At 66.3% G+C, this 22,208-nt stretch carries 20 protein-coding genes and 1 riboswitch; of the genes, 8 read left to right on the top strand and 12 right to left on the bottom strand.

The window, feature by feature from the left end:
* The gene (locus ACHMW6_RS03970) at window positions 1-600 is read left to right on the top strand and encodes a hypothetical protein (RefSeq protein WP_395405744.1); all 600 of its coding nucleotides are present in this window, start codon (window positions 1-3) and stop codon (window positions 598-600) included.
* Here the strand turns inward: ACHMW6_RS03970 and ACHMW6_RS03965 are convergent.
* Window positions 520-972 (bottom strand): hypothetical protein, encoded by a 453-nt coding sequence (locus tag ACHMW6_RS03965; protein WP_395405742.1) that lies wholly within the window; start codon window positions 970-972, stop codon window positions 520-522. The two genes, ACHMW6_RS03970 and ACHMW6_RS03965, sit on opposite strands and share 81 nt — an antisense overlap.
* Window positions 973-1,286: 314 nt before the next feature.
* Here ACHMW6_RS03965 and ACHMW6_RS03960 point away from each other — a divergent pair, with 314 nt between their 5' ends.
* Entirely contained in the window at window positions 1,287-1,886 is a 600-nt protein-coding gene (locus ACHMW6_RS03960) for a hypothetical protein (RefSeq protein WP_395405740.1), read from the top strand.
* Window positions 1,887-2,039: 153 nt separating this feature from the next.
* Window positions 2,040-5,489, top strand: coding sequence for an EAL domain-containing protein (locus ACHMW6_RS03955; RefSeq protein WP_395405738.1), 3,450 nt, complete (start codon window positions 2,040-2,042; stop codon window positions 5,487-5,489).
* Here the strand turns inward: ACHMW6_RS03955 and ACHMW6_RS03950 are convergent.
* Genes ACHMW6_RS03950 through ACHMW6_RS03940 form a run of 3 tightly spaced genes read right to left on the bottom strand, consistent with a single transcriptional unit; the run spans window position 5,456 to window position 7,950 of the window.
* A complete protein-coding gene (locus ACHMW6_RS03950) occupies window positions 5,456-5,947 on the bottom strand; it encodes a GNAT family N-acetyltransferase (protein ID WP_395405736.1) in 492 nt (163 codons plus the stop codon). The two genes, ACHMW6_RS03955 and ACHMW6_RS03950, sit on opposite strands and share 34 nt — an antisense overlap.
* 49 nt (window positions 5,948-5,996) lie before the next feature.
* Window positions 5,997-6,788: a hypothetical protein gene (locus ACHMW6_RS03945; protein WP_395405734.1), complete on the bottom strand. Its 792-nt coding sequence runs from the start codon at window positions 6,786-6,788 to the stop codon at window positions 5,997-5,999.
* Window positions 6,703-7,950, bottom strand: coding sequence for a M56 family metallopeptidase (locus ACHMW6_RS03940; protein WP_395405732.1), 1,248 nt, complete (start codon window positions 7,948-7,950; stop codon window positions 6,703-6,705). Before ACHMW6_RS03940 ends, ACHMW6_RS03945 begins: the two co-directional genes overlap by 86 nt.
* Here ACHMW6_RS03940 and ACHMW6_RS03935 point away from each other — a divergent pair.
* The gene (locus ACHMW6_RS03935; RefSeq protein WP_395405730.1) at window positions 7,932-8,117 is read left to right on the top strand and encodes a hypothetical protein; all 186 of its coding nucleotides are present in this window, start codon (window positions 7,932-7,934) and stop codon (window positions 8,115-8,117) included. The two genes, ACHMW6_RS03940 and ACHMW6_RS03935, sit on opposite strands and share 19 nt — an antisense overlap.
* 441 nt (window positions 8,118-8,558) lie before the next feature.
* Here the strand turns inward: ACHMW6_RS03935 and ACHMW6_RS03930 are convergent, their stop codons facing one another.
* From ACHMW6_RS03930 to thiC, 8 genes are all read right to left on the bottom strand, one after another.
* A complete protein-coding gene (locus ACHMW6_RS03930; RefSeq protein ID WP_395405728.1) occupies window positions 8,559-9,665 on the bottom strand; it encodes an S-(hydroxymethyl)glutathione dehydrogenase/class III alcohol dehydrogenase in 1,107 nt (368 codons plus the stop codon).
* 56 nt (window positions 9,666-9,721) lie between these two features.
* Window positions 9,722-10,120 carry a response regulator gene (locus ACHMW6_RS03925; RefSeq protein ID WP_395405726.1) on the bottom strand — a complete coding sequence of 133 codons (399 nt, stop codon included), beginning with the start codon at window positions 10,118-10,120 and terminating at the stop codon, window positions 9,722-9,724.
* A 169-nt stretch (window positions 10,121-10,289) separates the two neighbouring features.
* Window positions 10,290-10,916 (bottom strand): ANTAR domain-containing response regulator, encoded by a 627-nt coding sequence (locus ACHMW6_RS03920; RefSeq protein ID WP_395405724.1) that lies wholly within the window; start codon window positions 10,914-10,916, stop codon window positions 10,290-10,292.
* A gap of 34 nt (window positions 10,917-10,950) precedes the next feature.
* Window positions 10,951-11,574, bottom strand: coding sequence for a thiamine phosphate synthase (gene thiE, locus ACHMW6_RS03915; protein WP_395405722.1), 624 nt, complete (start codon window positions 11,572-11,574; stop codon window positions 10,951-10,953).
* A 13-nt stretch (window positions 11,575-11,587) separates the two neighbouring features.
* Window positions 11,588-12,442, bottom strand: a complete 855-nt coding sequence (locus ACHMW6_RS03910; RefSeq protein ID WP_395405720.1) for a hydroxymethylpyrimidine/phosphomethylpyrimidine kinase — start codon at window positions 12,440-12,442, stop codon at window positions 11,588-11,590.
* Window positions 12,439-13,218 carry a thiazole synthase gene (locus tag ACHMW6_RS03905; protein WP_395405718.1) on the bottom strand — a complete coding sequence of 260 codons (780 nt, stop codon included), beginning with the start codon at window positions 13,216-13,218 and terminating at the stop codon, window positions 12,439-12,441. Before ACHMW6_RS03905 ends, ACHMW6_RS03910 begins: the two co-directional genes overlap by 4 nt.
* 96 nt (window positions 13,219-13,314) lie before the next feature.
* Complete coding sequence (gene thiS, locus ACHMW6_RS03900; RefSeq protein WP_395405716.1) at window positions 13,315-13,518, bottom strand: sulfur carrier protein ThiS; 204 nt, start codon at window positions 13,516-13,518, stop codon at window positions 13,315-13,317.
* A complete protein-coding gene (gene thiC, locus ACHMW6_RS03895; RefSeq protein WP_395405714.1) occupies window positions 13,515-15,377 on the bottom strand; it encodes a phosphomethylpyrimidine synthase ThiC in 1,863 nt (620 codons plus the stop codon). The genes thiS and thiC overlap by 4 nt, the downstream gene beginning before the upstream one ends.
* A 70-nt stretch (window positions 15,378-15,447) precedes the next feature.
* Window positions 15,448-15,550: riboswitch (TPP riboswitch) on the bottom strand.
* An 84-nt stretch (window positions 15,551-15,634) separates the two neighbouring features.
* On the opposite strand from thiC, the gene ACHMW6_RS03890 reads away from it, so the two are divergent.
* From ACHMW6_RS03890 to ACHMW6_RS03875, 4 genes are all read left to right on the top strand, one after another.
* Window positions 15,635-16,252 (top strand): hypothetical protein, encoded by a 618-nt coding sequence (locus ACHMW6_RS03890; RefSeq protein WP_395405712.1) that lies wholly within the window; start codon window positions 15,635-15,637, stop codon window positions 16,250-16,252.
* Window positions 16,253-16,352: 100 nt separating this feature from the next.
* Window positions 16,353-17,888: a S8 family serine peptidase gene (locus ACHMW6_RS03885; RefSeq protein ID WP_395405710.1), complete on the top strand. Its 1,536-nt coding sequence runs from the start codon at window positions 16,353-16,355 to the stop codon at window positions 17,886-17,888.
* A 156-nt stretch (window positions 17,889-18,044) separates the two neighbouring features.
* Window positions 18,045-19,247, top strand: coding sequence for a DUF4382 domain-containing protein (locus ACHMW6_RS03880; protein ID WP_395405708.1), 1,203 nt, complete (start codon window positions 18,045-18,047; stop codon window positions 19,245-19,247).
* Between the two features lie 142 nt (window positions 19,248-19,389).
* Window positions 19,390-22,194: a valine--tRNA ligase gene (locus ACHMW6_RS03875; protein ID WP_395405706.1), complete on the top strand. Its 2,805-nt coding sequence runs from the start codon at window positions 19,390-19,392 to the stop codon at window positions 22,192-22,194.
* Window positions 22,195-22,208: the final 14 nt, after the last annotated feature.

Below are 22,208 nucleotides of genomic sequence, written 5' to 3'. Positions count from 1 at the left end.
GTGGACTGCTCCGCTGAACTGCGCGCCTTTCCCCTGGAACTGGCTGGCGCGGTCCAGCGGGTAGCCGCCGAGCTCACGCCCGGCTCCCTGCTCCCGCCCAGCGCCAACGGGCATACCGTCTGGGTGCAGGACGAAGCGCTCTGCATGCCTTATCGTCTCTATTACCAGTCCGGAGCGGTGCTCGCGCCTCGCGAGGGCACCGATGCGCTGATCGCTGCCTGCCTCGGCAGCCGCCTGCATGATGGCTTCGTGCGCGAGCCATGCGCGGAGTACCTGCTGCGCCATCCCACGCCGTGGACCACACCTTTCGTGGTGGCCCTGCTGGGCGAATATGTCGTGGAGATAGTACAGAAAATCGAAATCGCGCTGGCAGGCGCGCCGCTGAGCACCTATGCGGCCTTCGCCAACCAGAACCCGGCTTTCATGGCGACAACCAGGCGGCGCGCGATCAGCTATTGGAACCAATACTACCGGCGGCAGTACCCACTGAAAGATGCCTATCCTGGCTTGCTGGCCCTGTCAGCTATTGGCGCTGCGGCTTCGGCCGAGCAATTTGCGGAGTTGCGGCGGGACGCGGCCATCGATGATTCGGGTGCTTAATCGCGGCAGCGGATGCACGACGCCGTCATTCATCACGCCAACGATCAGCCATTCTTCGCCAACCTTGACCGAGAAGTCCCACACGCCTTCGCAGCTGGTGCCGCCCATGCCGCCGGAGTTGGCTATCATCGTGATATTCGGCGTGGCTTCTCCGCGCCACCAGGAAGTCGTTGCGAGTTCGGCGCGCTGTTCCACTACCCCGCCCTGCCGCAGCAGCTCGGTGACTTCTTCCACTTTCGCTTTCACCACGACCTTCGGCATGTCCGCATCGCGCAGGTAGGCGCGCATGTCATACGCTTGCGGCGGGATCTTGCAGGCCAGCGCGCCTTGTGCAAGCAGGCTGAGCGCGATGGCGGTGATGTGCTGTTTCATCGTCCGGTGTGGTCTCGTGGTTCGTCCCACATTATGCCAGCACAGCCTCAGCCGCGCGCCCGGCCATTCAGGGTGTCGTAGTCTCGCCAGAGTCAGTCACTCATTCTGTCTCGTTTGGGGTCCTCATTCCGTCTCGTTCCTCCTCATTCTGTCTCGTTTTCAGTCCTAGGCAAAACGAGACGGAATGAGACAGAACGAGACAGGATGAGAAGGGCAAACGAGACGGAATGAGTGACTGACTCGGAAGCGAATATGACCCCATACATGGAACCTTCCGTTGAGGCCACCGTCCAAGCATCAGGGAGGGATTGATCATGGACGAACACCATCGGGATGAATTGCTTTCTCACGCCATCGTTTCGGAGCTGGCGATTTTTCTGCGCACGTCCGGCAGCACGCTTTGCCTGTCCGAAGCGGTCACGCGCGCGGTGAAGTTCTGGATCGCCACGCAGCAGGAAGCGGCTGCGCCACTGCGCGGCTATCAATGGAAATGCCTGTTTCTGCCCTCCGGCACGCGCCTGCGCATGCACTTCCTGGGCGAGTGTTATTACGCCGACGTTATCGATGAAGACCTGGTGTTCCGCGGGCGTCCAACATCGCCGCGGCAAATGACGGTCGCGATTGACGGCGCAGGTCACAACGCCTGGCGCGACTTGTGGATACGCCGCCCCCATGAGCGCGACTGGACGCAGGCGGACAAGCTGCGCCGCGCCGCGCTCGCACACGCCGGCGACAAACCGCCCTCGCCTACCGAGGCGATCCAGGCCGCCGCAAAGAGCATGAGCGAAACGCTGCAAAGCGCCCTGCTGCTGGTCGACCAGAGCGGGCTGCGCGCCGAGCAGCAGGTGGACCGCCGCGTGCCGAAGCAGCGGCGGCGCGAGGACCAATTGGAAAGCGACTGGCTTGCGGATTGAATGTCAGCGCAGCGGCTAGCAATGCACTAGCCGCGGCCTAACGATAATTGACACAGCGAAATTTCTTCTGCAAGATCGACCAAATGTAACCGGGTGTAGCGAGATCGCCCGCTACCAGCTGTAGAACTTACGGACTCCACAAGAAGGGTTGCAATGTTCGACTATTTACATCTCGTACTCGGCGAACCCGAAAGCAGCCTGCTGTATCTCGGACACTACGATCCGCTCCTGGTCAGCCTGTCCATTGCCGTCGCCATCTTCGCATCCTACGCCGCGCTGCTCGTGTCGCAGCAACTGACCATTGCGCAGGGCCCGGCACGGCGCAGGGTCTGGCTGGCCGCGGGCGGGTTGTGCCTCGGCCTGGGCATCTGGGCCATGCACTTTGTCGGCATGCTCGCCTTTACCCTGCCCTGCGCCAGCAGCTATGACGCCTGGCTCACCTTCCTCTCCACCATCCCCGGCATGCTGGCCAGCGCGCTCGCGCTGCAAGTGATCAGCCAGGGGCCGCCCAGCAAGCTGCGCCTGTGGAGCGCCGGCACGCTGCTGGGCGCGGGCATCGGCGCCATGCACTACACCGGCATGGCGGCCATGCAGTTCAGCGGCATGATCCAGTACGATTTGCGGCTGTTCCTGCTGTCCATCGGCGTGGCGGCAGGCCTGGCCACGCTGGCGCTGTGGCTGAAATTCCGGATGGCGCGCACGCCGCTCTGGAGTTCCGTGGTGATGGGACTGGCCGTCGCCGGCATGCACTACACCGCGATGGCGGCCGCGTATTTCGTGCGTGACGAGCGTGCCGGCAACGGCGCCGCGCACGTCAGCCCCAGCGTGCTGGCCGCGGCCGTGCTGGTGTTTACCTGCCTGCTGATCGTCGTCACCATCATTGCCACCTATGTGGGCAAGCGCCGCCTGTTCTCCTTCGAACGCTCGTTCCGCCTGATCGGCGTGCTGATCGTGGCCTGGACGGCCGTCGCCTGGCTGGGCGCCAGCTACTTCCAGCAGCGCATGGTCGATGAACTGTACCAGCACGAGCTGCAGCTGGCGCGCGAGCAGGCGGCGGCCGTCGCCGGCAATATCGAGGAAAGCCAGGCGCGCCTGCTCGGCTTTGCGCTGATGCTGGCGCGCGACGCGGAAGTGCGGCGCGTGCTGCAGTCGCGCGACGCCGCCACGCTGAACCAGCGCCTGGCGCCGGTGGCCGCCGCGCTGAAGCTGGAAGCCATGTTCGTGCTCGATGCGCGCGGCGACTGCGTCGCCACCAGCAACCTGGCCGAGGCGTCGCGCTTCATCGGCCGCAATTTCGCCGACCGCGATTACTTCAGCCAGGCGCGCGACGGCCTGCGGGGGCAGCAGTATGGCGTGAGCCGCGACGGCCAGGCCGGCGGCCTGTATTACGCTCAGGCCATCGCCGACGAGGGCCGCTTCCTTGGCGTGGCCGCGATCAAGGTGGACGCGGCGGCGCTGGCCTCGATGGTCAGCCAGGGCAGCGCCTGGATCACGGACGCGAACGGCGTGATCATCCACGCCACCGATGCCGAGTTGCGCCACCAGGCGCTGGGCGCGGCGCCGGCTGCCACGCTGGGCGCCGCGCAGCTGCGCCAGCGCTACGGGCGCGAGCGCATCGGCACGGTGCGCATGGAGCCCTGGGACGGCGCGGGGATGCCGGCCGTCTATCGCATCGGCGCCAGCGAGGTGCCCACGCTGCTGGCCACGCACGCGCTGCCGGACAAGTCGATGAGCGTGCACATCCTGCGTCCCATTCCCGGCCTGCTGCACCAGGGCCTGCGCCGCTTCTGGCTGTTCCTGGTGATCGAGCTGGCCGGCGGCATCCTGGTGGCGGCCGCCACCGCCACCGCCCTCTACCTGCGCGAGAAGCAGAAGGCCGATGCCGACCTGCGCGTGGCCGCCACCGCCTTCGAATCACAGGAAGGCATGGCGATCACGGACGCAGCCCACGTGATCCTGCGCGTCAACCGCACCTATACCGACATCACCGGCTTCAGCGAACGCGATGTGCTGGACCAGGAATTGCGCGTGTGCGATGCCGCCAGCCACGACGAGGATTTCCTGCAGCGCATCTGGGATACGATGGCGTCCGGCGGCGCCTGGCAGGGCGAGGTATGGCAGCGCCGCAAGGATGGCACGCGCGTGCCGTGCTGGCTGGTGATCACGGCCGTGCGCAACGCGGCCGGCGACGTCACCCACCACGTGTGCGCGCTGAGCGACATCACCGAGCGCAAGGCGGCCGAACAGGAAATCCGCAACCTGGCGCTGTTCGATTTCCTGACCCAGCTGCCGAACCGGCGCTGCCTGATGGACCGCCTGCAGCATGCGCTGGCGGGCAGCGCGCGCACCGGCCAGTGCGGCGCCCTGCTGTTCATCGACCTCGACAACTTCAAGGACTTGAACGACACCCTGGGCCACAACGTGGGCGACCAGCTGCTGCAACAGGCGGCGCGCCGCTTCGTGTCCTGCGTGCGGGAAAGCGACACGGTGGCGCGCCTGGGCGGCGACGAATTCGTGATCCTGCTGGAGAACCTGGCCGAGGACCCGCGGCTGGCGGCCGAACAGGCACGCAGCATCGGCGCCAAGCTGCTGGCCAAGCAGAACGAGGCTTACACGATGGGCCAGCACCGCCACAGCTGCACCTCCAGCGTGGGCGTCACCGTCTTCCGCGGCGAGCGCGAAAGCGTGGAAGAACTCTTGAAGCACACCGACATGGCGATGTACCAGGCCAAGGCCAGCGGACGCAATACGATGTGTTTCTTCGATCCGGCCATGCAGACGGCGGTCAGCGCACGCGCCGCGCTGGACGCGGACTTGCGCCAGGGACTGGCGCAGCAGCAGTTCGAGCTGTATTACCAGCCGCAGGTCGACGGCGCGGGCCGCGTGACGGGCGCCGAGGCGCTGCTGCGCTGGCGCCATCCGCAGCGCGGGCTGGTGTCGCCGGCCGAATTCATTCCCGCGGCCGAATCGTCCGGCCTGATCCTGCCGCTCGGCGCCTGGGTACTGCAGGCGGCGTGCGCGCGGCTGCTGGCGTGGGCCGGGCGCGCCGCCACGGCGGAACTGAGCCTGTCGGTCAATGTCAGCGCGCGCCAGTTCCACCAGCCGGACTTTGTCGAACAGGTCCTGGGCGCGCTGGCTGCCAGCGGCGCGTCGGCGCAGCGCCTGAAGCTGGAATTGACGGAAAGCCTGCTGCTGGACGATGTGCAGGCGTCGAGCGACAAGATGGCGCGGCTGCAGGCGGCCGGCGTCGGCATTGCGCTGGACGATTTCGGCACCGGTTACTCCTCGCTGGCCTACCTGAAGCGCCTGCCCCTGTGCCAGCTGAAGATCGACCGTTCCTTCGTGCGCGACATCACCAGCAACGCCAACGATGCCGCCATCACCAAGACCATCCTGACCCTGGCCGACAGCATGGGCCTGTCCGCCATTGCCGAAGGCGTCGAGACGCTGGAGCAGCAGCGCTACCTGGCCAGCCAGGGCTGCCGCGCCTTCCAGGGCTACCTGTTCGGCAGGCCGCTGCCCGCCGCCCAGTTCGAAGCGGCGCTCACGCCGCCGGCGCCGGCCCGCGCTCAGAGCGCGCGCGACATCGTCACTTCGTCGTAGCTGACGCCATCGACAATCAGCGCGTTCGGCTCGCGGCCAAAGGCCTGGAAGCCGAGCGATTCGTACAGGCGCAGTGCGGCATCGTTGCCGGCCGTGAGGGCGAGGTCGATTTTCTGCACGCCGTCCAGGGCGGCGGCGAAGGCGATCGCGTGCTCCATCAGCTTGCGTCCCGTGCCGCCGCGGCGGTGGGCGGGCGCGACGTACATGGCGCGGATCCAGGCCTTGTGGCGCAGCTTGAGCGCCGTCTCGCGCCCCACCGCGACCATGCCGGCCAGCTCGGCGCCGGCAAAGGCGCCGAAGAAATTGCGCGCGGCGAGGCGCAGCTCGATCTCGCCGAGCGGCGTGGCGCACTCCTCTTCGTAACTGGAGCTGAAGGCGGATGCGGCTTCGCGCAGGCCCTGCAGGCGCAGGGCCTGGAAAGCGGCGGCGTCGGAAGGCAGGAGGCGTCGTATATGCATGGGACGATTCTAACCCGGCCGCGCGCCTGGCGCGACCGGGCGGCGCCGTTCACAGCACCGGTTTGGCGCGGCCGGAGGTGATGGCGTCGTCGATCAGGCTGCGCACCGTCTTGTCGGCCTCGCGCGAGAGGCGGCCCTGTTCGCGGCCCATCTCGCCCATCTTGCGGCCCAGGTCCTGCATCGGCTTGCTGGCCTCGGCCATCTGCTGGTGCAGCTTGTTCATCGGTTCGCGGTCCAGCGCCAGCTTCGTATGCACCTCGGCCAGCTGCTTCGAGGCTTGCGCCATTTCCGCCGTCAGCGGTTCCAGCTTCGCCTGCAGCGTGCGCATTTCCTCGTCCAGCTGCTTGCGCTGGGCATCGCCGGCGCCTTCCATGCGGCGGCCGACGCGTTCCATGTCGCGGCCGATGCGCTCCTGCTGGCGTCCGATCGCTTCCAGCTTGCGCTCGGCGGCGCGGTTGGCGGCGCGCTGTTCGCGGCTGCCCATTGCCTCTTCCACCGCCTTCTCGATTTGCGCGCCCAGCTTTTCCATTTCCTTGCTGTGCACTTCCATGCTCTTGCCTTCGGCTTCCAGCTTCGCGCCCATGGCTTCCACCGGCTTCCACGCTTCGTTGATCTTCGCCAGCGTGGCCGGGTCCTGGATCAGGTAGCTCTTGCCATCCTTGCGCACCCACAGGTAGTCGCCCTTGATATCGCCACGCAGCTTGTTCGCTGCTTCCCAGTCGCTGCGGCGGCCGGTCATCGCGATGTTCCTGCCGTCACGGACGACGACGTAGGACAGGCGGCGGCTGTCGTTGCCGATGTGGATATGGTGGCCCCAGTCGCCGTCCAGGTCGGACGGCATCGGCGCAGGCGGCGGTGCCGGCGGCGCAGGAACCGCTGGCGGGGCTGGCAGCGCTGGCGCGGCGGGGGCGGCCGGCACGGCGGCCTGGGCATACAGCGCACGCGCGGCCGGTGGTGCGGGAGGTGCGGGAGGCGCCGGCGGCGCGGGCGGGGCCGGGGGAACCGGCGGCACGCCGTAGCTGCTGCGGGCGGCATAGCTGGGGCGAGCTTCGGGCGCGGCGGCCGGGGCGGCGTCGGCGGCTGCGGCAGCAGGCGCGGCATCCGGCGCATCGGGCGGGGCGTTCCAGCCGCTGGCGGCGGCCTGGGGTTCGGCGTAGTTGTCGGCCCGAGGGCCGTCGGCGTCGGGGCGCGGGGGTGGCGTGGGCGTACAGCACCACGCAGGCCGTGCACAGGCCGAGCAAGGGGGCGGCCAGCTTCCAGCTGAGCGGTTCGGCGTCAGGGCGCAGCAGGCGTTTGATACGGGACATGAGATCTCCTCCGTGTGCCGCGGGGGCAGCAAAGTGCGAGGTTGAGAACTGGAACTTGTCCAGCTCGGAAAGTGCAAGGGCCAGGCGCCGCGGTTCGCCGAGCGTGCTTGCGGCCAAATCATCAGCAATTTCTTCCCGCTCGATGCGGATGTGTTTGGACAGCATCCACACCACCGGGTGGTAGAACAGCACAATCTCGATCGCGCTCTGCGCCAGATTGACCAGGTAATCGTGGCGCTTGATGTGCGCCAGTTCGTGCGCCAGCAGCGCCTCGATCAGGTCCGGCGGCAGGCCGCTCAGCAGGGACGCCGGCAGCAGCACGATGGGCTTCAGCACGCCGGCCGTCATCGGGCCGTCCAGCTCATCGTCGGACACGCCCAGGCGCACCTTGCGGCGCAGGCCGAAGCGTTGCGCCAGCACGTTCAGGCGCGCCTGCCATTGCGGATCGGCATGGTAGTGGCCGGGCAAGGTGCGCGCCTTCACCCATTGCAGGCCGAGCGACAGGCGCAGGGTCATCAGCGCGGCGCCGCCGGCCCACAGCAGCACCAGCCAGGGCAGCTGGCGGCGCAAGGTGTAGTCGAGGGCGATCAGCTGGTCCTCGCTCAGCACGGCGGATAAGGCGGCGCGGATGGCGGCGGCGCCGGGAGCGTTGGCCGAGCGCTGAGCGGCAGCGGTGGATGGGGTCGACGGCGGCAAGCGCGGCGTCGGTGGTAGCCGGCGCGGCGGCCGCGCGCGCGGCCAGTGCATCGGGCGGCGGCAGCAGGCTGGCGCCCAGCACCGGCGTGTCCTGCGCCAGGCGCGTGGCGACGCCGATCAGCGGCAACGCCGCGCACAGCAGCAGCGCGCCGCAAGCGAGCGCATAGCGCACTTGCGGACGCGCATTGCGCAGCAGCTGGAAAGCCAGGCTGGCGGCCCAGCCGATGAGCAAGCCCTGCCACACAAAATGCAGCAGCGACCAGCCGATGGCGGGAACCAGCGCGTTCAGCAGATTGCTCATGGGACAGGGCTCCTACCTTGTTAATTGTTGTATCTAGAATAAATGATCTAGATATTCGTGTCTAGAAGTTTTTGTCTAGATGCGGGCGCAGCTTGTTGGGATGTAATGTAGGACGGCCGGGCGGCCGGCGGGGGCGGATTGCGATGGACGGCAGGAAGCCGGGGACAGGATGCAAAAACCCAGGGCGTGAAGCTGGTGTCAGTCACGATGTGGCAGACACCTGTATGCGCCGCCGGCTTCGATCCTCGCCCGCGGCCTGGAACAGGTGGCTGCCACATCGTGGCAGACACCAGCCCTTGGGGTGGGTTTAGAAGATGACCACAGAACGAATCGACTCCCCGCGCTCCATCAGCGCGAAGCCGTCGTTGATCTTCTCCAGCGGCATGGTATGGGTAATCAGCTCATCGATGCGCAGCTTGCCGTCCATATACCAGTCCACAATCTTGGGCACATCGGTGCGGCCGCGGGCGCCGCCGAAGGCCGAGCCGAGCCAATGGCGTCCGGTCACCAGCTGGAAAGGACGGGTGGAAATCTCCTGTCCCGCCGCCGCCACGCCGATCACGATCGACTTGCCCCAGCCCTTGTGGCAGCACTCCAGCGCCTGCCGCATCAGGGTCGTGTTGCCGACGCACTCGAAGGAGTAATCCGCGCCGCCATCGGTCAGCTGGATGATGGCATCGACCACGTTCTCCACGTCCTTCGGATTGATGAAATGGGTCATGCCGAACTCGCGCGCCATCTTCTCGCGCGCCGGGTTGATGTCAATGCCGATGATCTTGTTGGCGCCCACCATCTTCGCGCCCTGGATCACGTTCAGGCCGATGCCGCCCAGGCCGAACACCACCACATTGGCGCCCGCCTCCACCTTGGCGGTGAACAGGACCGCGCCCACGCCGGTGGTCACGCCGCAGCCGATGTAGCACACCTTGTCGAACGGCGCGTCCTCGCGGATGCGGGCCAGCGCGATTTCCGGCACCACGATGTAATTCGAGAAGGTGGACGTGCCCATGTAGTGGAACAGGGGCTTGCCGTCCAGCGAGAAGCGGCTGGTGCCATCGGGCATCAGGCCCTTGCCCTGCGTGGCGCGGATGGCCTGGCACAGATTGGTCTTTTGCGACAGGCAGAATTTGCACTGGCGGCATTCCGGCGTGTAGAGCGGGATCACATGGTCGCCCGCCTTCAGCGATTTCACGCCGGGTCCGCATTCCAGCACCACGCCGGCGCCCTCGTGGCCGAGGATGGCCGGGAAAATGCCTTCCGGGTCGGCGCCGGACAGCGTGTACTGGTCGGTGTGGCAAATGCCGGTGGCCTTGATCTCGACCAGCACCTCGCCTTCGCGCGGGCCCTGCAGGTCCACTTCTTCAATCGTCAGCGGCGCGCCCGCCTTCCATGCCACTGCTGCCCTGGTTTTCATATCGCTTCTCCATCTGTGAGCAAAGCGACATCATAGCAAGTCACGCATTACCGCGCTCAGGGTTGTAAGGCGGACGGCACCTGCGGATCGATGTCGAGCAGGTGGGCCACCGTGTGCCACAACTGGCGCGGCGAGGTCCAGGGTTTAGGCAGGAAGGCGTGCGCCTGGTGATGCAGCGCCGGCTGGCTGGCCGTGTACAGCAGCACCGGCACATGGCTGTGTTCGCGCAGGCTGCGCACCAGCACGTGGCCGTCGCCGTCGGGCAGGTCGGGATCGAGCACGACGAGGGAAAAGGCGCCGCTGTCGAGCTGCCGGCGCGCCGCCGCCAGCGTGGGTGCGTGCACCACTTCCGTGTCCGGCACCAGCAGGGTGGCCAGCACCACGGCGGCATCGGTATCGGGATCGATATGCAGCACGCGCGGCAGCACGTGCTGGTCAAGGGAAGACATATTCATGGGTTTCTCCGCGCGCGGCAAAGCCAGCGCAAACTGGTGGTCGGCGGAGCTGGGCCGAGGGATTACTGCGGCGGCGGGGAACAGGCGGCCGGGGGATGGGCGGCGCGGGCAGGTAGGGCTCACGCGCGTGACCATCAGTTTAGCCGATCAGGCGCGCGAAACCCAAGTTTTATTTCTTCAGGCGTGAGTTAAATGCCGCGTGCAGGCTGTTGAGCATTTCCTCGGCCTGTAACAGTTGGTCAGCCACTTCATTGATCTTGCGCCGGCTGGAGCGGGCGTGATCGCGCAGCACTTCGAAGGCCGTGTTGCGGTCGGTCTGGTACTTGCACATTAATAGCCCGACCGCCAGGCTGGTTTCGCGGCCGGCGGCCAGCGCCGCATTCAGGTTCACTTCCGTGCGCCGCAGCTGGCGGATTTCATCGGCGCGCGCCAGGCCGGCCTGGAAGGCGGGCATCAGGTGGTGCTCGTCCACCGGTTTCACGACGAAACCGACGGCGCCATAGGCGGCCGCCTGTTTCGACGCATCGGCGTCGCCGCGGCCGGAGAGAAACATGAAAGGCACCGAGGTATTGCGATTAAGCTGCTTGGCCAGTTCCAGGCCGCTCATGCCCGGCATATGGATGTCCAGCAGCGCCAGGTCCGGCTCGCGCTCGCCGATCAGCTGCAAGGCCTGGTCGGAGGAGTGGGCGGCCATCGTGTCATAGCCCGCGCCGCGCAGCAACTCGCCCAGGTATTCAGTCAGAAGCTTGTCGTCGTCAACGATCAGGATCAGGCGCTTGGGCGCGGGAGCATTCATGGTCGGCAACCTTGGACGGATGGCAATGCGCCGATTATAAGGCGGTTTCCCCGAACAAGGCACGGAAGGCGCGCACGGCGGCGGCGACATCGCCGGCCTGGTACACGCTGCTGATGGCCGCCACCATGTGGGCGCCCTGCCCGACCAGCGGCGCGGCATTTTCCGGCGTCATGCCGCCGATGACGACCACCGGCGTTCGCGGCAATGCGCTACGCGCTTCGGCCACGATCTGCGGCGGCGTGGTAACGGCGTATTTCTTCACGCGCGAGGGATAGAAGCCGCCGAAGGCTACGTAGCTGGCGCCCGCCGCGGCGGCGTCGTGCGCGCGCTGCAGTTCGCCGTAGCAGGAGGCGCCGACGATCTTCTCCGGCCCCACGGCGGCGCGGGCTTCGGCCACGCCGGCGTCCGTGCCGCCGACGTGGATGCCATCCGCATTCAGCTCGCGGCAGATGGCGATGTGGTCGTTGACGATGAACGGCACGTGGTGGCGGCGGCACAGCTCGAGCAGCTTGCCGGCCTGCTCGTAGCGCTGCGCTTCGCCGGCCGTCTTGTGGCGGTACTGCAGCAGGCCGATGCCGGCGGACAGCGCCTGTTCGGTCGCGTCCAGCAGGCGGGCGGTGTCGTCCCAGTCGGGCGTGACGAGATAGAGTCCTTGCATGATCTTTCCTTTTTCAGAGGGTCCAGCGCTGCGGGATGCGCTGGCCGGGGGCGATCGCGTACGACGCCGACAGCGTCCGATGCGTATAGCTCTGCGCCTTTGCCAGCGCCTGCGCCATGCTGATGCCCTGCGCCAGCAGGGCCGCGATCGCGGCCGCCAGCGTGCAGCCGCTGCCGTGATAACTGCCCTTCAGCCGCGGCCAGCTCCAGTTCTGCTGCTGCGTCGGCCCCAGCCAGCGGTTAACCACTTGCTCGCCCTCGTCATGGCCGCCGGTGACCAGCACGTGCTGGCAGCCGAGGGCGCGCAGCGTACGTGCGTGCGCCAGCGCAGGGCTGGACGCGGCGGAAGGGTCGGCCGCGCGAGCGGCGCCGGCGAGAGCGGCGGCCTCGGGGCCGTTGGGCGTGAGGACGGTGGCGAGGGGCAGCAGCGGCGCCAGCGCGCGCACGGCGTCGCCCTGTCCGAGCGCATCGCCGTTGCCGCTGCGTAGCACCGGGTCGAGCACCACCGGCGGCTCGCTGTACAGGCGCGAGGCCCAGCCGGGCGCCGCACCGGCCGCCGCACGGTGCGTGGCGCGCAGTTCAACGATCAGTTGCGCAATGGCCGCGGCATTCTCGGCGCTGCCGGGGATGCCGATCTTGACCGCGCTGACGGGCACCGCCGCCAGCAGCGCCCGCGCCTGTTGCAGCACGACGTCGGCCGCCACTGGCAGCACGCCGTGCACGTGGTTATTATCCTGCACCGTCAGCGCGGTCAGCACCGGCAGCGGATGGGCGCCAAGCGCCGTGATGGCCTGGATATCGGCTGCGATGCCGGCGCCCCCGGACGGGTCAGCGCCCGCGAACACCAGCACGCACGGCCGCTCGTTCAAGCCAGCCTCCCGGCCATCGGCGAGGATGGCGAGGCGGCAAAGCGCCTTGGCATGCGTCCCGCCAGATAAGCCTCGCGGCCCGCCCGCACGCCCAGCTTCATGGCGTTCGCCATGCGCACCGGGTCGCCCGCGGCGGCAATCGCGGTGTTCATCAGCACACCGTCGCAGCCCAGCTCCATCGCAATCGCCGCGTCGGACGCCGTGCCCACGCCGGCATCGACCAGAACCGGCACCTGGGACTGCTCGATGATCAAGGACAGGTTCCACGGATTCAGGATGCCCATGCCCGAGCCGATCAGCGACGCCAGCGGCATCACGGCCACGCAGCCGATGTCTTCCAGCATGCGCGCCTGGATCGGATCGTCGCTGCAGTAGACCATCACGTCGAAGCCGTCTTTCACCAGTTCCTTGGCGGCGACCAGCGTTTCGGGCATGTTGGGGAACAGCGTCTTTTCATCGCCCAGCACTTCCAGCTTGACCAGCTTGTGGCCGTTCAGCAGTTCGCGCGCCATTTGCAGGGTATAGACGGCGTCTTTCGCGGTGTAGCAGCCGGCCGTGTTGGGCAGGATGGTGTAGTCGGACGGCGGCAGGACATCCAGCAGGCTTGGCGCCTTCGGGTCCTGGCCGATGTTCACGCGGCGGATCGCCACGGTGATGATTTCCGCCTCGGCGGCGTCGGTCGCTTCGCGGGTTTGCTGCAGGTCCTTGTATTTGCCGCTGCCGACCAGCAGACGGCTCTTGTACTGCTTTCCTGCGATTGTGAGCAGGTCGTTCATGGTTTTTTCCTTTTCCTTGCCGGCGCCGCGCAAAACCCGCGGCGCAAAGCTGGTGTCTGCCACATCGTGGCAGACACCTGTTTCATGGTGTGGGTTCTAACCGCCGCCGATGGCGCGCACGATGTCCACCTTGTCATGCGCTGCCAGCGTATGCCCCGCCCAGCGCTGGCGCGGCACCACGCTGCGGTTGACGGCCAGCGCCAGCGCCTGTCCGCCCAGCTGCAGCGCCTCGATCAGCTCGTGCAAGGTCTGCTGCGCCGGCACGCGGTGCAGCGCCCCGTTCAGCTCGATCTCGATCACGCCTGTTCCCCGCGGTAGATCTGCGCGCCGTTGCGCACGAACTCGATCGACTTCTCCTGCATGCCGCGCTCGGCGAACTCGCGCACTTCCTGCGTGATCTTCATCGAGCAGAAATGCGGGCCGCACATGGAGCAGAAATGCGCCACCTTGGCCGAATCCTTGGGCAGGGTCTCGTCGTGGAAGGCGCGCGCCTTGTCCGGGTCGAGGCCGAGGTTGAACTGGTCTTCCCAGCGGAACTCGAAGCGCGCCTTGGACAGGGCGTTGTCGCGGATCTGCGCGCCCGGATGGCCTTTCGCCAGGTCCGCCGCGTGGGCCGCGATCTTGTAGGTGATGATGCCCTCTTTCACATCATCCTTGTCCGGCAGGCCGAGGTGCTCCTTCGGCGTCACGTAGCACAGCATGGCCGTGCCGTACCAGCCGATCTGCGCGGCGCCGATGCCGGAGGTGATGTGGTCGTAGCCCGGCGCGATGTCCGTCGTCAAGGGGCCCAGCGTGTAGAACGGCGCCTCGCCGCACTGCTCCAGCTGCAGGTCCATGTTCTCCTTGATCAGCTGCATCGGCACGTGGCCCGGGCCTTCGATCATCACCTGCACATCGTGCTTCCACGCGATCTGCGTCAGCTCGCCCAGGGTGCGCAGCTCGCCCAGCTGGGCGTCATCGTTGGCGTCGTAGACCGAGCCTGGACGCAGGCCGTCGCCCAGGCTGAAGGTCACGTCATACGCCTTCATGATTTCGCAGATCTCTTCGAAGTGCGTGTACAGGAAGTTTTCCTTGTGGTGGGCCAGGCACCATTTGGCCATGATGGAGCCGCCGCGCGAGACGATGCCCGTCATGCGTTCCGCCGTCAGCGGCACATAGCGCAGCAGCACGCCGGCATGGATGGTGAAGTAGTCGACGCCCTGCTCCGCCTGTTCAATCAGCGTGTCGCGGAAGATTTCCCAGGTCAGGTCCTCGGCCTTGCCGTTCACTTTTTCCAGCGCCTGGTAGATCGGCACCGTGCCGATCGGCACCGGGCTGTTGCGGATGATCCATTCGCGCGTTTCGTGGATATGCTTGCCGGTGGAGAGGTCCATCACCGTGTCGCCGCCCCAGCGGATGGCCCAGGTCATCTTCTCCACTTCCTCGCCGATCGACGAGGTGACCGCCGAATTGCCGATATTGGCGTTGATCTTCACCAGGAAGTTGCGGCCGATGATCATCGGCTCGCACTCCGGGTGATTGATGTTGGCGGGGATGACCGCGCGGCCGCGCGCCACTTCGTCGCGCACGAATTCCGGCGTGATCTCCTGCGGGATGGAGGCGCCGAAGCTTTCGCCGCGGTGCTGGCGGCCCAGCAGGCGCGCCATCTTTTCGCCGTCCGGACCGGAGGCGCGCAGGCTCTCCAGGTATTCCTTGCGGCGCAGGTTTTCGCGGATGGCGATGTATTCCATTTCCGGCGTGATGATGCCCTGGCGCGCGTAGTGCATCTGGCTCACGTTGCGGCCAGGCGCCGCGCGGCGCGGCTGGCGGTGCAACTCGAAGCGCAGCGCGTCCAGTTCCTGGTCGGCCAGGCGCTGGCGGCCATAGTCGGACGTGGGGCCGTTCAGCTGCACGGTATCGCCGCGCTGCGCGATCCAGGCGGAGCGCGGCGTGCCCAGGCCCTTGCGGATATCGATCTGCGCTTCCGGATCGGTGTACGGACCGGACGTGTCGTACACGGTGACGGGCGGGTTGTTGCCCGACAGGCTGATTTCGCGCATCGGCACGCGAATATCCGGGCAGCTGCCGTTGACGTAGATTTTGCGGGAATTGGGCAGCGGTGCGATCGCTGCGCTGTCCACCTCGGCCTCGACGGCGAGGAATTTCGGATTGGCGTTCATTTGGCTCCTTTGCGGCAGGAGCCAGCAAAGGAGGTTAGGTTGCACACGCACACCCGGCTAAGCGGTGCATGCGGACATCCTGAAGCTTCCCTTCGCTGGCATTATCCAGATCAGGTTCGGAGGGTATTTCTCACCCGCGCAGCTCGCGCCGCACAGGACCCCTAGCGTGTGCCGCCTTGCGGCAGCGAAGGCATCATACCGCGTCCTTTGCGCGCCGCATAGCCCCCGCCGCTATAATTCGCGGCGGGAGGGACACAATGCGAAGAGCAATATGGGCGGCGCTGATGCTGCCTGCGGCGGCGATGGCGCAGGAGCAGTTGCGCGAGGCGACGCCGGCCGAACAGAAGGCGTTTGAAGCGTTTTATCGCGCGCACTATCCGTCCGGCCCCGTGCCGCAGGTGCAGGCGCATCGCAAGCGGGGCGGCGTGGCCTGGCGGCTGAGCGCCAGCATGGACGCGCCGCCGCAGCGCGCCGTACTGCCCCTGTGCCGCATGACGCGCACCCTGTTCGAGCGCGAAGACAAGACGTGGCAGGAGCTCGAACGCAAGCTTCTGCTCACCTGGATCCACCACACGCCGCAATGCGGCGCGCCGCCCCCCGCGCCGGTCGAGCTGCGCACCGAACTGCCGGAGCTCGACATCCTGCGCCTGCTGCAGCAGCAGGCGGAAATCCTGAAGTCGGCGCGCCTGCTGATGGCCGGCAACACCAGCTGCGCGCCCATGCGCTCGCGCAACTTCCACCTCTCCGCCCTGGAGCAGGCGCCCGACCGCCTGCCCCTGCTTGTCTTCGACAACGATATTGGCGGAACAGCCCGCATTTCGGTACGAAAAACCCGCGCCGACCTTACCGCCTGGAATGTATATTGCCGTCAGTAATTTGTGTTTACACAACCCGACTACGAATTCGGTTGCCACCGGCTGAGCATGTGTCCTACTCTCGTTAGTGTTTCACACACTGTCTTGGGAGAGATGAACCATGAAGCACGGCAATAAAATCCTGTCGCTGGCCATTCTGGCCGCCCTTTCCGCCAACACCTTGCCCGCTTCCGCCGCCGCCCCCGACAAGGTGCGCGTCGTCGTATCCTTCCAGCCCGGCAAGGCCGCCGAAATCCACAAGGCAGCCGCCGCTGCGCACGGCGCCGTCGTGCACGAAATCTTCGGCATGGACGCCATGGCGCTCGAAGTGCCGACCCAGGCGCTGAAAGGCTTGCAGAACAATCCGAACGTGCTGTATGTCGAAGAGGATGAGAAGCGCTATGCGCTGGCCTTGTCGAAACAAGGCGCAACGGGCGGGCAGAGCGTGCCCTATGGCATCAGCATGGTCCAGGCTGACCAGCTGTCCGACGCGTCGGCCGGTAACCGCAAGGTGTGTATCGTCGACTCCGGCATCGATGCCAACCACGAAGACCTGGTCGGCAATCGTCTGACGGGCGAATGGGACCGCGGCACGGGCTGGTGGTACACCGACGAAAATCACCACGGCAGCCACGTGGCCGGCACCATCGCCGCCGTCAACAACGCGCTGGGCGTGGTCGGCGTGAACCCTAACAAGAATATCCAGCTGCACATCGTGAAAGTGTTCGGTGCGGACGGCTGGGCTTACTCCTCCTCGCTGACCACCGCCGTCAACAAGTGCGGCGCGGCGGGCGCCAACGTGATCAGCATGTCGCTGGGCGGTGGAAGGCCGATGAAGACCGAGGAAAAAGCGTTCAGCACGCTGGCGGCGAAAAACGTGCTGTCGATCGCGGCAGCCGGCAACGACGGCACCACGGCCGTCTCCTACCCTGCCGGCTATGCTTCGGTGGTGTCGGTCGGTGCGCTCGATGCGAACAAGGAATGGGCGTCGTTCTCCCAGTACAACAGCAAAGTGGAACTGTCCGCGCCGGGCGTGAGCGTGCTGTCCACCGTGCCGATGGGCACCGGTGCGGCGCCGTCGCTCACCGTCGGCAATGCCGCGTACACCGTGAGCGAAATGGAGGGCTCGCCCAAGGCCAGCGCCAGCGCGCCACTGGCCAACTTCGGCCTGGGCGACAAGGTGGACGGCAGCGTGAGCGGCAAGATTTGCCTGATCCAGCGCGGCACGGTGGACTTCGCGACCAAGGTGAGCAACTGCCAGGCCAGCGGCGGCAAAGGCGCGGTGGTCTACAACAATGTGGCCGGCGGCTTCGGGGGCACCCTGGGCACGACCGTGACCGCCATTCCTTCCGTCACGGCCAGCCAGGCGGACGGCCAGGCCATGCTGGGCCAGCTGGGACAGACCGCCACCGTCAGCGTGGCGCCCGCCAACTACGCGTCGTGGGACGGCACCTCGATGGCAACGCCGCATGTGTCCGCCGTGGCCGCCCTGGTGTGGAGCCTGCACACCAACTGCACGGCAGCGCAGCTGCGCGTCTCCCTTGACAATAGTGCAATGGACCTGGGCACGGCGGGCCGCGATGCGAAATTTGGCTTCGGCCTGGTACAGGCCAAGGCCGCGCACGACCGCATCAACAGCATGGGCTGCGGCAAGTAAGCGGCAATAGGCGGCAAATAAGCTGCAACAGACGCGGCAGTACAACGCTACTGCCGCGTTTGTGTAACGAACCGTTACTATGTGCGCCAGGGCACATAAATATTTGCCAAGTGGAACGGATAATAGCCTCATACAACAACCATAAAAGAGGCCACCATGAAGACGTCACTCTCTCTACTCTCCCTGGCCGCAACTGCGGCACTCGTCACCGCCTGTGGCGGCGGTGGCGGCGGCGGTAGCGGCGCCAGCAACCCGCCCCCTGTCCAACTGGGCACGGTGGCAGTCTCGCTGACCGACGCCCCCGCCTGCGGCTTCGACGCCGTCAACGTAACGGTATCGAAAGTCCGTATCCACCAGAGTTCCAGCGCCAGCGATACCGATAGCGGCTGGACCGACATCACCCTCTCGCCCGCCCGCAAGATCAACCTGCTGAACCTGACCAATGGCGCCCTCGAAGCACTGGGCCAGGCTTCGCTGTCGGCCGGCAGCTACAGCCAGCTGCGCCTGGTGCTGGAAGGCACCACCGGCGCCAACACCGTCGTCAAGACGGGCAGCACCACAGAAACGCCGCTCGACACGCCAAGCGCACTGCAAAGCGGCATCAAGCTGGTCAACCAGTTCGACGTGGCCGCCGGCCAGCGCGTCGACCTCGTGCTGGACTTCGACGCCTGCAAGTCCGTCGTCAGCAAGGGCAATAGCGGCTACTCGCTGAAGCCGGTGGTCAAGGTGGTGCCGACCGCCCTGAACGGCATCAACGGCTTCATCGCCACCGCCGCCCTGGCCAGCCACGTGGCCGTGACGGCGCAGCAGAATGGCGTGATCGTCGCCGCCACCACCCCGAATCCGAGCAGCGGCGAGTTCGCGCTGACCCGCCTGCCGGCCGGTAATTACGATGTAGTCATCACCGGCGACGGCATGGCCGCCAGCGTGGTCGGCGCCGTGCCGGTCACGGCCAGTGCCATGACCCAGCTCAGCACCGTGGCGGCGCCGATCGCTCCGGCAGTCTCGATCGGCCGCAATATCGGCGGCAACGTGACACAAACCCCGGTCAGCGCCACGGAACCGGCCTTCGTGTCGGCGATGCAAAGCATCACCAACGGACCGCTGGTAACCATCAAGTACTCGGCGACTCCCGTGGGTGGCGGCGCCTACAGCATCACCGGCCTGCCGGGGGCCGCTCCGCGCTACGTGACCTACAGCAGCACCCTGCCGCTGGGCTTCGTGACCGCCACCACCACGCCGGCCGCCGGCATCTACCGCGTGGACGCCAGCGCCACCGGCTACGCCACCAAGTCCACGCCCGCCGTTGACGTCAGCGTGGCCGACCAGGCCAACGTCAACTTCAGCCTGACTCCCTGAGCGCCGCCGGCTTCAACAGAACCAGCGGCGCAAACCTAGTGGCTGCCACATCGTGGCAGCCACTAGGGTTTCCGGTTTGTGGCAAGGCACATGGGCAGAATGGCCGTATAATGGCTGTTTTGCCCATTTTTTCAGCCACATCATGGAATTAGCCAAGTCTTTCGAGCCCGCCGACATTGAACAGTTCTGGCGCAGCGAGTGGGAAAAGCGCGGTTACTACGCAGCTTCGCTCGACCTGTCCAAGCCGTCCTTCAGCATCCAGCTGCCGCCGCCGAATGTGACCGGCACGCTGCACATGGGCCACGCGTTCAATCAGACCATCATGGATGGCCTGACCCGCTACCACCGCATGCTGGGCCATAACACCGCCTGGATCCCCGGCACCGACCACGCCGGCATCGCGACCCAGATCGTGGTGGAGCGCCAGCTGGACGCGCAAAAGATCTCGCGTCACGACCTGGGCCGCGAAAAATTCATCGAAAAAGTGTGGGAGTGGAAGGAGCAATCCGGTTCCACCATCACCGGCCAGATGCGTCGCCTGGGCGCCTCGCCTGACTGGAAGCGCGAATATTCCACCATGGACGAGGAACGCTCGAAAGTGGTGTCCGAAGTCTTCGTGCGCCTGTACGAACAGGGCCTGATCTACCGCGGCAAGCGCCTGGTGAACTGGGACCCGGTGCTGGGCACCGCGGTCTCCGACCTGGAAGTGGTGTCGGAAGAAGAAGACGGCTCGATGTGGCATATCAAGTATCCGCTGGCCGACGGCAGCGGCACGATCACCGTGGCCACCACCCGTCCGGAAACCATGCTGGGCGACGTCGCCGTGGCAGTGGACCCGACCGACGAGCGCTACATCGCCCTGGTCGGCAAGCTGGTGAAGCTGCCGCTGACCGGCCGTGAAATCCCGATCATTGCCGACACCTATGTGGACAAGGCCTTCGGCACCGGCTGCGTGAAAATCACCCCGGCCCACGACTTCAACGACTACGCCGTCGGCCAGCGCCACAAGCTGGACATGCCGTCCATCTTCACGCTGGACGCGAAGATCAACGAAAACGCGCCGGAAGCCTACCGCGGCCTGGACCGTTTCGCCGCCCGCAAGCAGATCGTGGCCGACCTGGAAGCCCAGGGCCTGCTCGAATCCGTCAAGCCGCACAAGCTGATGGTGCCGCGCGGCGACCGCACCGGCGTCGTCATCGAGCCGATGCTGACCGACCAGTGGTTCGTCGCCATGAGCAAGCCGGCGCCGGAAGGCACGTTCAATCCGGGCAAGTCGATCGCTGAAGTGGCGCTGGAAAAAGTGTCCTCGGGCGAGATCAAGTTCGTGCCGGAGAACTGGACCACCACCTACAACCAGTGGCTGAACAACATCCAGGACTGGTGCATCTCGCGCCAGCTGTGGTGGGGCCATCAGATCCCGGCCTGGTACGACGAACAGGGCAATATCTATGTCGCCCGCAGCGAGGAAGACGCCCTGGCGCAGCAGAAGGCCCAGGGCGCAACCGGCGCGCTGACCCGCGACAACGATGTGCTGGATACCTGGTTCTCCTCCGCCCTGGTGCCTTTCTCCACCCTGGGCTGGCCGGCCGAAACGCCTGAACTGAACGCCTTCCTGCCGTCCTCCGTGCTGGTGACCGGTTTCGACATCATCTTCTTCTGGGTGGCGCGCATGGTCATGATGACTGCGCACTTCACCGGCAAGGTGCCGTTCGAGACCGTGTACGTGCACGGCCTGGTGCGCGACTCGCAGGGCCAGAAGATGTCCAAGTCCAAGGGCAATACCCTGGACCCGATCGACCTGATCGACGGCATCGGCATCGATGGCCTGGTTGCCAAGCGCACCACGGGCCTGATGAATCCGAAGCAGGCGGAGAAGATCGAGAAAGCCACCCGCAAGGAATTCCCGGAGGGTATCCCGGCCTACGGCACGGACGCCGTGCGCTTCACCATGGCTTCCTATGCATCCCTGGGCCGCAACATCAACTTCGACCTGGGCCGCGCCGAAGGCTACCGCAACTTCTGCAACAAGCTGTGGAACGCGACCCGCTTCGTGATGATGAACACCGAAGGCAAGGATTGCAGCGCCAATGACGCTGACCTGTCCATGGCCGACAAGTGGATCATCTCCCTGCTGCAGAAGGCAGAGCAGGATGTGGCAAAAGGCTTCCACGACTACCGCTTCGACAATATCGCTTCCACCATCTACAAGTTCGTGTGGGACGAGTACTGCGACTGGTACCTGGAAGTGGCCAAGGTTCAGGTGCAGCAAGGCACCGAAGGCCAGCAGCGCGCCACCCGCCACACCCTGCTGCGCGTGCTGGAAGTGGTGCTGCGCATGGCGCACCCGGTGATCCCGTTCGTGACCGAGGAACTGTGGCAGGCCGTGGCGCCGCTGGCCGGCAAGGGCGCATCCGACCGCAGCCAGTCCATCATGACCCAGCCTTACCCGATCGCCAACGACGCATGCATCGATCCGGCCGCCGAGGCCTGGATGGACGAGCTGAAGGCGCTGACCGACGCAACCCGCAACCTGCGCGGCGAAATGAAGCTGGCGCCGTCGCTGCGCGTGCCGCTGGTGGTGGAAGCGTCCGGCGCCGACAAGGAGCGCATGGCCGGCTTCGCCCCGTATATCCAGCTGCTGGGCAAGCTGTCCGAAGTGCAGATCGTGGACGTGCTGCCGGAATCGCCGGCCGCGGTGTCCGTGGTCGGCACCACGAAGCTGATGCTGACGGTGGAGATCGACGTCAAGGCCGAACGCGAGCGCCTGTCAAAGGAAGTCGCCCGCCTGCAGGGCGAGATTGCCAAGGCCTCGGGCAAGCTGTCGTCCGAGAGCTTCGTTGCGCGTGCTCCTGCGGCTGTTGTGGCGCAGGAGAAGGAGCGCGTGGCCAGCTTCAGCGCGACGCTGGCCAAAATGGAAGAGCAGTTGGCGAAGTTGCCGGTGGCGTAAGCCATTTTTCCCAC

Source organism: Pseudoduganella sp. UC29_106, from assembly GCF_044055365.1.
GTDB lineage: Bacteria > Pseudomonadota > Gammaproteobacteria > Burkholderiales > Burkholderiaceae_D > Rugamonas.
The sequence above is the reverse complement of the archived record's forward strand: the minus strand, read 5'-3'. Positions and strand labels throughout refer to the sequence as shown.